This window comes from Diplocloster modestus (assembly GCF_019042245.1).
GTDB lineage: Bacteria > Bacillota > Clostridia > Lachnospirales > Lachnospiraceae > Diplocloster > Diplocloster modestus.
Genome location: NZ_JAHQCX010000008.1, coordinates 192,223 through 205,685 on the forward strand (window position 1 = coordinate 192,223; position 13,463 = coordinate 205,685).

The window sequence follows — 13,463 nt, forward strand, 5'->3', positions numbered from 1 at the left end:
ACTCCTTTTCAAGCCAGCACCAGATCCATCAGCATGGCCAGGAACCGCTCATAATCAGCCTTTGCCCCAATATTCACGATCGGCAGATCCACCCACACATGGTGATGCCTCCGGTCCAAAACTGTCATTCCCAATGTCAGGTTACTGTGTGTCTCGATCCCCACATGCCCCCGAATCGTCTGAACCAGTGTCGGATCGATCGCATAGGCCACCGCCATGCAGTCGATTACCGCACAGTATGCCTCGAATCCCCGTCCGTTCACAAACTGAATCGCCTTTTTTAAGAAACCGGCTTCCGGTCTCGTGCTTTGCTGCAGCCGTTCCATATCCTTTTCCGTCAGGTTTACGTCGAAGTGGGTGGCCACATCTAACCCCAATGCCACCAGGCTGACACCGGAGCGATAGACGATATCCGCTGCCTCAGGATCCACATAGACGTTCCATTCACTCTGGGGTGTATCTCCTGTTGCATTGGTAAACGCGAATTTATTCAGGCCGAATGCTCCGGATATGGCGTAGATCCCCGCGATTTTTTCTTTTATCCCTGGTTCCTGCTGAAATGCCATGGCAAGATTGCTCATGGGGCCGGTACAGACGATATATATTTCTCCCGGATTTTCTTTCACCATTTTGATCATCAAATCCACCGCGTTTCTACCCCACAGCGGGGTGGACGGCTCCGGCAGATTGTTTTCCCCCTGTCCGTCCCGGCCGTGCGTAAACGGATCTTTCGGGGAGCGCCGCACCATCGGCTGCGACATTCCTCTTCCAACGGGGATATCGGTACGGTTGATCATTTCCAGCGTTTTTAACGCATTTCTGCTTGTAATGTCTACCGGATAATTGCCATTGACCGTGGTAATCGCCATCACCTTAAGCGCAGCCGATTTACATGCCATCACAATGGCCATGGAGTCATCGATGCCGGGATCGCAGTCCAGGATGATCTTTTTTACGAATCCGCTTTTTTCGCTCATTCGAATCTCCTTCCTACCCTTTTTACTGTGAAGCCATCTGCAAGGACAGCTCCGGAATCCACTACGAACCCGGCGCCTCCGCACCGGTAACTGCTATCGCATCCGGATACCACCGTTACCCCGTCCACGGAAAATGCAAGGCTGTCTCCGTTTACCGTGAATTCTAATTCATAAACACGGTCCAATTGATAATCGAATGGTACCGAGGCTACCGGGATCCTCTTCTCCTCTTCCTGCCGGTAGATACATGCTTTCCCATCCGTAAGTACCGCGCCATAGTACCTTCTGTGTCCCTTGGCCCTAGCTGCCAGTCCCGCTCCTTCCTGGTGAGATAATGTGAGCTTGGATGTCACGGAATAATTATCCCAGTCCAGGGTACCCGTCGTCGCCAAGCCATTTTCTGCCGCATGGGAGATGGAAAATGTGGTCGTATAATCCGGACAGAAATGATCCGCGGAAGCCACAAAAGTCTTCAGCCAGGCTGTCTGCGTCGTCCATGGGGTCAGGGACGGCGTCATCTGCACCGCGCGTCCCAGCCTGTATTCCTCCGGTGTGTTGCTCCAGTCCAGGGTTTTCAAAACCAGGCAGCCATCCAGCCGCTTCTCGCTTCGCAGGCGGATCCCCAGGCGGTAAATGGCATGTCCGCCAAGGTCAGGGATGGTCCAACTCAGCACCTGGTCTCCCCGGGTAAGCTTATGAGGATCATGGTAAAGGGCCCGCATCCGGTCTTTCCCGTCAAAGTAAATTAGGAAAAATTCAAAGGAGGGATTCTCCTCATCGGGAGCAAATACTCTCGCCGTCACTTCCTGTCCGCTGTATAGGGCCGGCGAACACAGCACGTCAAAATAACTGGTTCCCTCCTGTCCCTTCGGCTGTAGGTCAATAAATGTATCGACACAGACAGAGGCGTGTACTCCCGGTCCAAGGCCTTTGTATGATATTTTACAGCCAAATTCCCCGGATTCCTGATACCAGTTTTCTATCCCGGCCAGCACCTGTTCTTCCCGGTCCAGATCGCAGGGTATTACTCCCTGTACCGCTCCCGGATACTCAAATGCCAGGCGCTCAGCAGGGGAATCCGATTGTTCGCCTTCCAGCCGGCAGGCTGCTTCCAATATTTTTCTCGTCTCCTGCACTGCGTCAGAGATACAGGAACCCCCGTCACTGGTGACTACGTAGAGCCTGTCTGCCACCGCTTTTCTCAGATCGGCCCCCCCTGAGAACCCGGGCAGGCCCAGCCGGATCCCATTGAGGCATCCCACGTTTCCGGCGTTGCAGTCCGTATCCCATCCGGAACTACATGCGATCATGCAGGACTTCTGAAAATCATCGCCGCCCATAATCAGGGACATAAGCACGACCAGATGATTTGTGACCATCGGACAGCTGCCCGGATATTTGTCATATCCATGGCTGCCGGCGATCCACTGCCTCACCTCCCGCCAGTCCTCTGACACCTGACAGCGCTCCCTCAACTCCCATACAAGTTTCTCAAAGGCTGGATTCTGTACATAGGTAAGGCCGGCATCCAGCAGCTTCTCCATATCTTTTTCCACAAAGGCCATGGCTTCCATAGCCGCCAGGTAAACCGCCGCGTCTGCCGCGATCCCGTCATGGCTGACGCTTGCCGCCGCTCTCGCCATGACGGCCGCCCGCATCGGATTTCCCGGATTGGCCAATGCCCATGCGTCGATAAAAATCTCTGCCCCGATCTGTTCCGCCATGCTCTGCCCATTCAGTTCCACGGAACCGCTTTTAGGCGCCCGGATTCCGTTTTTCAGCCGCAGGTATGCAGTATGTTCCGTGCTCCTGGAAAGTCCGCCCCACCAGAGAATCGTCTCATTTTCTATGATGTAGTTCAACCAGGTGTCCCCGATATCCTCCGCCCGGATATTCGGGTCATAGCCATGGTCCTCCAGACTTCTGAAAAACGCAAAAGTCCCGGAGATATCGTCGTCGGGCACGATCAGCGGTGCGCCGGTTTTGTGATTCTTATAATAATTGATTTCCCCAAACTGCTCTCTGATCTTTTCGTAGCTCCATCCCTCGACCGGTCTCCCCAGATAGACGCCGATTATTTTGCCAAGGACGCCGGCGTAAATGTCATTCTTAAAACGGATGATATTCTTCATGATGTTTACCTTCCTTTCCCAAGGGCACTTATCATTTTCGTATTCCTATTCAAATCTATATCCTGTTCTGTATCTTATCCTGTTCTGTATCTTATCCTGTTCTGTCACCTTTTTTGTACTGCCGCTCATTTTGTTCTATTTTTGATAAATATTTGATAAATATATTTATTAATTTTATTATAGCACTTTATCATTTTTTGTCAACTGATAAAACAGCGTCATTGCCCACATAATACAAAATTAGCAGATTCTATTTCCTGACTAGTATAAAAAGAGCGAATCATCAGCTGTCGTATGATCCGCTCTTTTTTCAAAACATTTTATCTCATATTTATCATCTTGTATTATCTGTTTTATCTTTAACCATCCAAGAGAAAATTTAGCTCCATGAAACCATTCGTACGGATTCCCGCTCCTGAATATAAGGGGTAAAATAATAGTTTCTGGCCGGTTCCTGTTCCTCCTCTTCCTGTATCTCGACCTGTTGAAGAATCACCTCCACCGCCTTGGAAGCCATCGTTCCGGCATTCTGATCGATACTCGTCAGGGGAGGAACCATCAGTTCACACAATTCCGTATTATCATAGCCGATCACCGAAAGATCCCCGGGCACCGAATAGCCATGTTCTCCGGCGAATCGGTATAAACCATACGCCATCAGATCATTTCCGGCAACGATGGCAGTTACCCCCTGGTCCAGTAATTCTTTCGCGCCCGCATATCCGGATTCCACATCAAAATGACCATAATATACGCAATTTTTTTCAAATGGTATTTTTGCGGCTGCCAAGGCTTCCCGATATCCTTCCACCCTTTTCCTGGAGGTATAGACATTGGCATCCCCTACCATACAACCGATCTTTGTGTGTCCCTGCCTGATCAGATATTCCGTGGCGATCCGGCCGCCATGTTTATTATCCGCAGTTACGAAATCGCAAAAAACGCCGTAGGCCGCACGGTCCAGCAGCATAAGCGGAACCCTGCTTTTCTGAACGGATTTTAACAGCTTTACATTTTCCTTATCCATCGTTCTCGGAGGAATCACGATGATGCCGTCCACATTCTTGGACATCAGACTCTCAATCGCCAGATAAAAGCTTTGGATGTCATCCCCCGTCCCGCACTGAAACAGCGTATAGCCACGGAGAAACGCGCAGTCGGCCACTTCTTCCGCCAACCGGTCATAAAAGGGATTTTTTTTGTCCGGCACAATCATCCCCAGTGTTTTGACTTTCCTGTACTCTGAAAAATCCACTTCCGAGGCCATCTGAAACTGCATCTCCCTGGCCACCCGGAAAATATGCTCTTTCGTATCATCCGCGATTCTGGACGGTTTGTTGTTCAGCACCAAAGATACGGTTGTGGGGGACACTCCTGCCACTCTTGCAATATCTTTCACCTTCACCTTCAATTCCTTCACCACCTTTTGATTATCATTTGATAAATTATTTTATCATAATAATAAATGATTTCCAAAAGTACGTCAACATCTTTGTCCAGGAATCAAAAGAGTTCATGGAGACATCCACAAGTGTATCCGGGTACCGGAAAGGGCGCGGTGCTCCATTACTGCGGTATAGGAAAACATTTTATTCTGTTATTCTCTTTATACTCTGCCATCATTTCTTCGAAAGCAGGTCTGCTGTCATACATGCAGCTTTCATAGCACTGTGCCAGTTCAGGGTAGTCCGAGGCGATAAAGCGGATCATCCGTTCTTCCTGGATCGTCCCTTTTTGTATATCCAGAGGGTCCATGTACAGTGGAATCCTCCCATCCAAATTCCGTAGAATCATATCCGGATTCGTAATTCCGGGAAGGTAAGGCGCAAGGGTAGCCCACACTTCGATTCCCGCTGCCGAAAGCTCATTAGCCACCTCAATATTTGTGCTGGGCACACCTTTTTTCAGTAAGGCGATCTGGTCTGGGCGGCACAGTTCGGCGACCACGCGCAGCCCGCGCATTTTCTTCAGCAGCGGTACATCCCGAAGAATCAGCCTGTTCCGGATACTGGACACGACCGTAAGCGGCAGGTCATGAGAGCGGATTATCTCCAGGCACTCCCTGGTTATTCCATAGACATCTTCGATCCCTTCCATATAGGGATCACAGTAGCTCCCAATGAACAGACGATCTGGTTTTAATCCGTTTCTTAATGTTTCTTCCAGCACCTGAGGAATATTCTGCCGTACTTCGATCTTATTTTCCCATCCTCCGAAGCTTAACCAGTAGCAGAACGGGCATCCGGCCGTACAGCCATAGTAGGGATTGATGTAGGCTTCCTGTTCCGGCGTATATTCGATGGCCTGATTAACACGAGTTTCAATAATCCGCATCTGTTTGTCTCCTTTTCCTCCCCGGCAGGGTGGGTACCGGTTCTAACTATTTACCGGGCTCTTCCACCTTGGGGACCAGGCCTTTTTCAAACTCGCCCTTAAAGATTTCCGCTACATGATCCATAAATTCCTGAGCTGTAGTCTCCCCCATCCACACAGTATCAATATTAGTCAGTTCATCTGCTGTCGCCGACGGGAAAAATGTGGAACTGTAATAGCCGAATTTTCCTTCCTGTACCGCTTTTGCCAACGGCACCATAGCCTCTGTGCTCTGTCTGCCCAGTACGGACATGCCGCTTGTATCGATATTGGAAAAATCATTGAGGGCACCGGTCCAGTATCCCGGCCAAACAGCGGTCATTTCCTTGGTAAATTCTTCAGATACCAGGATATCCAGCACTGCGGCGGCGGCATCTTTACATTTGGAGTTCTCATTGATGGACCAGGTCGCCGTGGTAGCCAAAATGTATTCCGTATCCCCGGTCAGGGACGGAAAGGGGAGGAATCCAACCTTATCCTGGTCATCTCCCAGGAAAAAAGTTGCCATTCGCTGGTACCCGGAAGAACCATTCAAGGCAAATGGGGAGGCCCCATCCAGCAGCATCTGCGCACAGTCACTGCTGCCGATCGCATACATATCTTCCGTAAAGTAACCCTTTTCATACCATTCCTTGGAAATTTCAACCGCCTTGACCATTTTTTCATTATTAAAACTTTCTTTTCCGGTCAGGCAGTCGTAGATCATTTGCGGTCCCGCGTATACATTCAGGAATGCGGAGACAACGATATCCAGTGACGGCTTCCAGCCGCTGATGCCGAACAGCATGGACTGCAGTCCCGCAGCCTGCGCCTCATCCATGATCTTGGTCAGTTCATCGACGGTGGCGGGCACTTCCCAATTGTGCTCCGCCAGCACATCCTTATTATAGAAAATACCCGCGCAGTACATGGCGCTCGGCAGAGAATAGAGCGAATCCTTCACAAAACCCGTATTATAGACCGGCGGCGTCAGCTTATCCTCCCAGCCGTACTGTTTGGCGTATTCATCCAGATTCGCCAGTCTACCAGCTTCCGCGTAGTTCATGATAAACGCAGGCCCGCTGCCATAGATGATATCCGGTCCTTCCCCAGCTGCCAGGGCTACGGCGATATCATCATCCACGGAATTCCGGTATTCCAGGACCAGTTCATACTCGTCCTGGGAATTATTATAGGTTTCCACCAGACTCTTGTTCAGCACTTCCTGTTGTTCCGGAGAAGGTCCCCAGAACCACATGGATACCTTCTGCTTCTCACCGCCCGCATCCTTTGCCGGTTCCTTCGATTCCTGTGCAGATTGTTCCGCCGGTACCGCTGTCTTTTCCGGCGCCGCACCGCTCTGGTCCGCTTCCTTTTTCCCGCATCCCGTAAACATGGTGCATACCATAGCTGCAATCAGCATCCATACGGTTACTCTTTTCATACTTCTTCCTCCTTTTTGTGCAGGTGCCATATAGGTACCTTTTGTTTCGTGAGTTCTCTATGTATCAGGGCGCTTACCCACCTATCAGGGTGCTTACCCTTTTACTGCTCCATTTACCAGACCGTCGATAAAATACTTCTGTACCAACAGGAAGAAAATCAGAATCGGTACGATCAATATGGATGCGCCCGCCATCATGATCCCCATGTTGCTCGATTCCAGACCGTTCAGTGACAGAAAGCCCAACACTGCGGTAAAACTCCCCTCTCCCTGTAAAAAGGTCGAGGACAGCATATATTCATTCCAGGTCGATAAACCTACCAGTACACTGACCGTAATCATCGCTGGAGATATGATGGGCACCATCACCTTCCAGATAATCGCCCAGGTCCCGGCTCCATCCAGCTTCGCCGCCTCTTCCAGATCCCTTGGCACCTTCAGGAAGAAGGTCCGCATCAGAAAGACCGACAGAGGCATCTGTCTGGCCGCCATAATAACCGAAAGAGCATATAGGTTGCTCAGCAGGCCCAGTTTGGAAAAAAGGGAATACAGAGGGAACAGGAACATCTGAATCGGCACCGTCATCGCCAGCATGAAGTAAATAATCACCGGGGCTGTCCGCTTCATCCGCTCTCCAGAAAGAGCATATGCGGCAAGCGTGGCGCAAAACAGCACGATCAGTATGGTACAGCCGGTCAGGATCAGGCTGTTCTTAAAACCAACCGCAAATTTTCCGTATTTCCACGCCGTTATATAGTTCTCCCAGGAGAACAGTGCCGGCATGGAAAAGGGATTGATCACAATCTCCCGGTGGGACTTGAAACTGTTCAGAAACACCAACAGGATCGGTCCGACCTGCGCCAGCGCGAAGAAGATCAAAACCGCGTGAACCACCGTGTTCATCTGAATTCTTTTTCTTCTGGAACGTACCATATCAGTCCGCCTCCTCCTTTCTGCTAAGAGCTGTATAAAAGCAGGAGGCAATCATACCAAAGCCGCCCGCAAACAGCGACACAACTGCCGCCTTCCCTGTCTGATACGTGGAGTAGGCCAGACTGTACGCGTATGTACTGAGCATCTCTGTGGCATGCGCCGGCCCGCCGCTGGTCAGCAGCCACACATAATCAAAAGTGAGAAATGAGGTGATCATAATCATGATAAACATCAATCGGAACGTAGCCCGCATATTCGGATAGTAGACATAGCGGAACACCTGCAGCGCATTGCACCCCATCACCCGCGCCACCTCGATCTGATCATCCGGTGTCTGCCGCATGGAGGCCAGATAGACGATGGCCAGATATCCCCAATAATGCCAGATATCCACCGCAGCCACTGCAAACAGAGCGGAATCCATGCTGCCTAAGGGACTCGAGGCAGCATACCCCATTTTTCGGAGCCATCCCACCATGCCTGCGGATGGGTTAAAGATAATACTCTTCCAAAGCATAGCGTTCACCGCCGGAGCCAGAACGTAGGGGATCAGGAACAACACCTGATACAGACTTCTCGTGTGCTTCCTGTTAATCAGTAGCGCCGCCACGAAAACGGATATGGCCACTGGAATAGTCAGGTAGATCGCCGTCCATTCCAGGTTATTGTAAAATGATTTCCAGAATACTTTATTGGAGAACACCTCCTGAAAATTCTGGAGTCCTACGAAGTTCAGGTCATTTAACGAGGCAACTCCGTTCCAGTCCGTAAAGGATACCACAATCGTAAGCAGCCCGGGCACCATGATCAATACAATACTCAACAGCAGGGCCGGCCATACAAGCAAATATGCTTTTGATCTTTTTTTCCGTTTCATCTGTCTTTCCACCATCCCAGGATTGATCCATATTTTCTACTGGCTGTTTCTTGATTTCTTATATTTCTCTTATTCCTTGTGTTCCTTGTGTTTTCTTTGAAATGCTGTTAGATAAATTTTTGGTAAATTTATTGTTAAATTCATTATATCATTTTATCATTTCTTTGTCAACTGACAGATATCTAAACAAAATACAAAATTTTTATCTAAATTTTATCCAGTTATGAATCTTATTTGAAATTTTAATTTTCTTCTCGATCACATCATATATTATCGCCTTCCCAATTTCTTTGTTTCTCTTTATACATTGTTCTTCAAACTATTATTGCGAATCAACTCTGAACAAGACCGTACTCTCCACAACCTTTTATGATATCTTTTTACAATGTTATCTCTCCTCGTAAATATCCTTTTTATTGGCTATACTCAGATTAGATAAATTAATTTATCTTATCAGTTCCATCTATCATTTTTTCAAAATACAGACGAAACTTATATCCTCAATTTCCAAATCATCAAACTGTTTATTCCTTCTTCTTTTGTTTCACAGCAAAACAAACACGCCTCTGATAACTCGGAAAAGGCAGGCTTATATGCCAAACCTATCTCTGTTAACAGGGCGTGTTCTTAAATTTACCGGCTTTCTTTATTTTATTTCACAATTCTCACGAATCTTTTCTTTCCTATTTTTAATACGTCACCGTTTGCCAGTACATAATCAAAGTCCTCTGTCTTCTCACCATTTAACTGGACGCCCCCCTGGGCCGCCAGTCTGCGGAATTCGCTGTTGGATGCGGTATATTTAGCTTTGGTAAGAAGAGGAATTATATCCGCCAGTCTGTCTTTCTCCTCTTCTATAATCAGTTCCGGTATTTCCTGCGGAATACCCTTTTCTTGAAATGCGGCCGCATAGTAATCTTCTGCCTTTCTTGTATTTTCCGCAGTGTGGTAGAGGGAAGTGATAATTCTCGCAAGTTCCAGTTTTACATCCCGCGGATTTTTTCCCTGTTCCAGATCCCTTCTGATTACTTCCACCCGGTCCGGATGAACATCGGTAGCCAGCTCAAAGTATTTCAAAATCAGACTATCGGGAACCTCCATCACCTTTTTAAACATGGAAGGGGCATCTTCATCGACTCCGATATAATTTCCCAGACTCTTACTCATCTTCTCCACACCATCCAGGCCTTCCAGAATGGGCATGAACAGAGCTGCCTGCGGTTCCTTCCCCAATGTCTTCTGAAGCGTGCGGCCCATCAATATATTAAAAGTCTGATCCGTCCCGCCAAGTTCCATATCCGCATCGATGGCGACTGAATCATAGGCCTGCATCAGAGGGTAAAAGAATTCGTGCAGACCAATCGGCACCTCATTTTTATAACGGTTCTGAAAATCGTCCCGCTCCAGTATTCTGGCAACCGTGGTGGTGGCTGCCAGCCGGATCACCTCTTCGAAATTCATCTTTCCCAGCCAGGCACTGTTAAAGAGCACCTCCGTTTTATCCCGGTCCAACACTTTAAAAATCTGTGTCTGATAGGTCAGCGCATTTTCCTGCACCTGCTCCTTACTCAATGCGTTCCTTCCTTTAGACTTTCCGCTGGGGTCTCCGATCTGTCCGGTAAAATCACCGATGATAATGATCGCTCTGTGACCGAGATCCTGCATCTGTCTGATTTTGCGAAGCACTACGGCATGGCCCAGATGAATATCCGGTGCGCTGGGATCTAATCCCAGTTTGATTCTCAATGGTCTTCCAGCTTTCTGCGCGTCACTTAATTTTTGTTTTAATGTTTCTTCACTTACTACCTGCTCCACACCTTTCATAATAATCCGAAATTGCTCTTCTACTGATACTGTCATAACAGACCTCCTGATAAAATAATAATGTTTCTTTAATACCGCAAGGTCTATAAGATTAAATCCACAATTTACCCAAACTTACAGGATTTGATCTTTGTGTCCTGCTGATAGGGTGTCTTCGATCACCCGGAGGGCTTTTTATTTCATAAGATGAAATAAAAAAACTCCCGTCCTGTTCTAAGGACGAGAGTGTATCTCGTGTTACCACCTTAAGTTCATAAACAGCTCACACTGCTTACCTCTTCAAGTACGGCCGGATATTCTGGCGATACTCTAGCACTATAACGTGTGCGGGATCCGTCGCAGCCTACTGTACTCATTCAGTGCGAAGCTCAAAGATGTATTCGCAACAAGTTTCCCATGCGCCTCTCATCACCCGGCAGCTTTCTGTATGTTTCACTTGTCACTACTTTTTCTTTTCATTGCTTTTCTTAATCATATACTCCGAATTATGATCTATAATTCTTCGTCATGCGGTTTATTAAATTGATGTAATTATAGCCGGGTTCCTATAGGATGTCAAGGAGATTTTCATATATTGTTTTCTTTTCATTTTCATATATTGTTCCACATTGATTTTACATATTGTTTCTTGCTTATAGATGTAAAAAATCTTTGCAGCGTCAGCTAACAAGGTTGTTTTATTTTTATTATTTGGTAAAATAAGGTATGTGATGTAAACTAAGGTATTTAAAAAATACTAAGATAAAACGGGTGGCATATATGAAGGTGCTGATCGTAGACGACGAGGCATTAACAAGAGAATGTTGATATCGAGTGTAGACTGGGCTTCTTTGAATATAACAGAAATTTTCCAAGCCGACGATGGAATTCACGGCCTGGAACTGGCTGGTACGGAAAAACCAGAGATTATCCTAAGTGATGTGCGCATGCCGCGTATGGATGGTATACAGATGGCGGAGAATCTTCGGAAAATTTTGGAGGTTAAACAGTGGTTGAATTTAGTGGTTTAGTTAAAATAAACTTTTTTAAAAAGGAAAATTTTACCGGTTCATGCGGTGGGATGTGTTTTAAAGTTGAGAGTAAAGATAAAAACTCCGCGTTGTTGGCTACTATCTGGCCTGGCCCTTATAGTTCAGACAATACGCCTGATGAAAAAAAACAATATGCAGAATTTCCATTCAGCCCCGAAGGAGTAGAGAAAGTCCAGGCATGGCTGGAGGAACAGTATCAGGCCCAGAGCGCTTTATGGAAACCGGTTCGGATTGGGTAAATTAGTTATGGGATAGGTTTCATGGTATAGGTTTCATGTTTTAGGTTACACTGTTTTTGGAGGTAATTGCTATGGATGATAATTATCGAATTGCTGATCTTACTTCGGAATGTGTCGCTGAAATTAATGATTTACAGGAAAAATTGAAAGAACAGACTAAGGAAGATATCGTGTTAGTCGCATATAAAGCCGGGGAGTAAATCCTCGGCTTTATTGCACCTATATTTTGATATCAGCATACATTTCTTCTAAAGTTCTAAAAACATTTACGCATCACTATTATTTTAACAACGATCGTATGGCCAGGGGACCGCATATTTTATCAGGCGTTATTCCATATCGTGTTTGATATTTTTCTACGGCACAAGCTGTGATAGTGCCATATTTTCCATCTTCCAAAAGCGCTGTATCCATTTTCTCGTTGAGCCCCTTCTGCACCCAGTCCGCAGTCACTCCTTTTGTTCCCGGTTTTAGGTATATTTTATTCACGGCATTTTTTTATGCGGACCATATGTACCATCCACTGTCAACATCCTTCCGCATTCATCTCTGTAACCATCGGCGTTTCGTGATACCTGCTGCTGGTATATTGCCAGATATCCGCGTTTTCGGTCCTGTATTTATCTCTAACACAGCCATCATTTTTTGCCGTATCCAGCCAGACCCGCATCTTTGCTTCTTGCTTCTTTTCCTTTTAATAATCTTATTACTTTCCAATTCGTTCCCGGTACCCTGTATCGTTGTATCGTACATATATACATAGACGTCTGGGTTGAATTCCTTTTATCATGGTCCGCTCTTCCTTTAGTACCGTATTTACTAAGGTTTCTATTTATGTTCGTGTATACCTATATTTTCTTATTCATCCCTGGGTTCCTTATAGGTCAAAGCCTGTTGGCTGTCTTTTATTCCAGCTGTTGTAGGATCTGTGACTATACCCAGTAATACCAATAGGTTAATAATCATGCCGGCTGTTGTCACCAGATCTGATTCTGCTATTGGCGGAACTATCCCGAGTAAGCCACAGATCTGATAGATCAGGGCAATCGTTGCCATGATGATGGCCGTTAGCGTGGTTTTGTTCTGAATCCTGACTTTCCAGTTTATTTGTTTCATATTCCATCCCCCTTTACTATTATTTGATCTATTCTGTGGTGGGCGGATTTTGTTGACTGCTCTACGATTACAACTCGCTCCGTCAATCCCTGCACATCCCGTTTGACTGCTGATATATCATATTTTATATCTCGGACATCGTTTCCGATTTGGTCCAGTTTTACATTTATTTCTGCGGATTCTTTTGCTTTTCTCTCTGCGTCTGTCTCGTCTGCATGCCTGGCGTTTCTTAGGCCCATGTATATGGCGAAGGCTGCGGAAACGAAGGCGATTAATGTTGAGATCGCGGTTATGGTTGTGGATATGGTTATCACATTAGGCACCACCCTTTCTTTGATTGGCTTTGGGGTTGTGTTGAGGTGGAAGGATGGCTTTGGGGATTGTGAGATGTGTAATAGGTATGGGATAAACAATAATTTGGCGGATAGTATTGATACGACAAATAGCGATTTGGCGGAGTTAAATAATAATTTAGCTGGCAAGGCTCCCGTCAATCATACCCATGCGTGGTCAGCTATAACGAGTAAACCGTCAACTT

The 13,463-nt window shown here is 46.8% G+C and carries 15 protein-coding genes and 1 other annotated feature; of the genes, 4 read left to right on the forward strand and 11 right to left on the reverse strand.

Translation table 11 applies throughout. The features are described 5' to 3' along the window. Positions 1 to 8: 8 nt before the first annotated feature. From KTH90_RS13510 to tyrS, 8 genes are all read right to left on the reverse strand, one after another. On the reverse strand, positions 9 to 977 hold the full coding sequence (locus KTH90_RS13510) for a nucleoside hydrolase (RefSeq protein ID WP_158355127.1): 969 nt from the start codon (positions 975 to 977) through the stop codon (positions 9 to 11). Beyond that, positions 974 to 3,109 (reverse strand): ADP-ribosylglycohydrolase family protein, encoded by a 2,136-nt coding sequence (locus KTH90_RS13515; protein WP_158355125.1) that lies wholly within the window; start codon positions 3,107 to 3,109, stop codon positions 974 to 976. The genes KTH90_RS13510 and KTH90_RS13515 overlap by 4 nt, the downstream gene beginning before the upstream one ends. Before the next feature lie 379 nt (positions 3,110 to 3,488). After that, positions 3,489 to 4,514 carry a LacI family DNA-binding transcriptional regulator gene (locus KTH90_RS13520; protein WP_238726937.1) on the reverse strand — a complete coding sequence of 342 codons (1,026 nt, stop codon included), beginning with the start codon at positions 4,512 to 4,514 and terminating at the stop codon, positions 3,489 to 3,491. 161 nt (positions 4,515 to 4,675) lie between these two features. Further along, positions 4,676 to 5,443 (reverse strand): SPL family radical SAM protein, encoded by a 768-nt coding sequence (locus KTH90_RS13525; protein ID WP_158355121.1) that lies wholly within the window; start codon positions 5,441 to 5,443, stop codon positions 4,676 to 4,678. A gap of 46 nt (positions 5,444 to 5,489) precedes the next feature. Continuing rightward, complete coding sequence (locus tag KTH90_RS13530) at positions 5,490 to 6,905, reverse strand: ABC transporter substrate-binding protein (protein ID WP_238726933.1); 1,416 nt, start codon at positions 6,903 to 6,905, stop codon at positions 5,490 to 5,492. 93 nt (positions 6,906 to 6,998) lie between these two features. Beyond that, the gene (locus KTH90_RS13535; protein ID WP_158355117.1) at positions 6,999 to 7,838 is read right to left on the reverse strand and encodes a carbohydrate ABC transporter permease; all 840 of its coding nucleotides are present in this window, start codon (positions 7,836 to 7,838) and stop codon (positions 6,999 to 7,001) included. Between the two features lies 1 nt (position 7,839). After that, positions 7,840 to 8,715, reverse strand: a complete 876-nt coding sequence (locus KTH90_RS13540; protein WP_158355115.1) for a carbohydrate ABC transporter permease — start codon at positions 8,713 to 8,715, stop codon at positions 7,840 to 7,842. A gap of 651 nt (positions 8,716 to 9,366) precedes the next feature. Then, positions 9,367 to 10,575: a tyrosine--tRNA ligase gene (tyrS, locus tag KTH90_RS13545; protein ID WP_158355113.1), complete on the reverse strand. Its 1,209-nt coding sequence runs from the start codon at positions 10,573 to 10,575 to the stop codon at positions 9,367 to 9,369. A 176-nt stretch (positions 10,576 to 10,751) separates the two neighbouring features. Next, positions 10,752 to 11,007, reverse strand: a binding site (T-box leader). Between the two features lie 332 nt (positions 11,008 to 11,339). Between tyrS and KTH90_RS13550 the strand changes: the two genes are divergently transcribed. The 3 genes from KTH90_RS13550 (at position 11,340) to KTH90_RS24910 (ending at position 12,009) form a co-directional block, all read left to right on the forward strand. After that, positions 11,340 to 11,549, forward strand: coding sequence for a response regulator (locus KTH90_RS13550; protein ID WP_238726934.1), 210 nt, complete (start codon positions 11,340 to 11,342; stop codon positions 11,547 to 11,549). Continuing rightward, entirely contained in the window at positions 11,528 to 11,809 is a 282-nt protein-coding gene (locus tag KTH90_RS13555; protein WP_158355111.1) for a hypothetical protein, read from the forward strand. The genes KTH90_RS13550 and KTH90_RS13555 overlap by 22 nt, the downstream gene beginning before the upstream one ends. A 71-nt stretch (positions 11,810 to 11,880) precedes the next feature. Further along, positions 11,881 to 12,009, forward strand: coding sequence for a hypothetical protein (locus tag KTH90_RS24910; RefSeq protein WP_275061401.1), 129 nt, complete (start codon positions 11,881 to 11,883; stop codon positions 12,007 to 12,009). 79 nt (positions 12,010 to 12,088) lie between these two features. Here KTH90_RS24910 and KTH90_RS25470 read toward each other — a convergent pair whose 3' ends face one another. The 3 genes from KTH90_RS25470 to KTH90_RS13565 all read right to left on the reverse strand — a co-directional run bounded on the left by KTH90_RS25470 (position 12,089) and on the right by KTH90_RS13565 (position 13,239). Beyond that, positions 12,089 to 12,298, reverse strand: a complete 210-nt coding sequence (locus KTH90_RS25470) for a peptidoglycan-binding domain-containing protein (protein WP_158355109.1) — start codon at positions 12,296 to 12,298, stop codon at positions 12,089 to 12,091. 369 nt (positions 12,299 to 12,667) lie between these two features. Then, entirely contained in the window at positions 12,668 to 12,925 is a 258-nt protein-coding gene (locus tag KTH90_RS13560) for a phage holin (RefSeq protein WP_158355107.1), read from the reverse strand. Beyond that, positions 12,922 to 13,239, reverse strand: a complete 318-nt coding sequence (locus KTH90_RS13565; protein WP_158355105.1) for a hypothetical protein — start codon at positions 13,237 to 13,239, stop codon at positions 12,922 to 12,924. The genes KTH90_RS13560 and KTH90_RS13565 overlap by 4 nt, the downstream gene beginning before the upstream one ends. Here KTH90_RS13565 and KTH90_RS13570 point away from each other — a divergent pair. After that, positions 13,229 to 13,463: hypothetical protein (locus KTH90_RS13570; protein WP_238726935.1), on the forward strand; the 235-nt coding region annotated here is incomplete at its 3' end. The genes KTH90_RS13565 and KTH90_RS13570 overlap by 11 nt on opposite strands.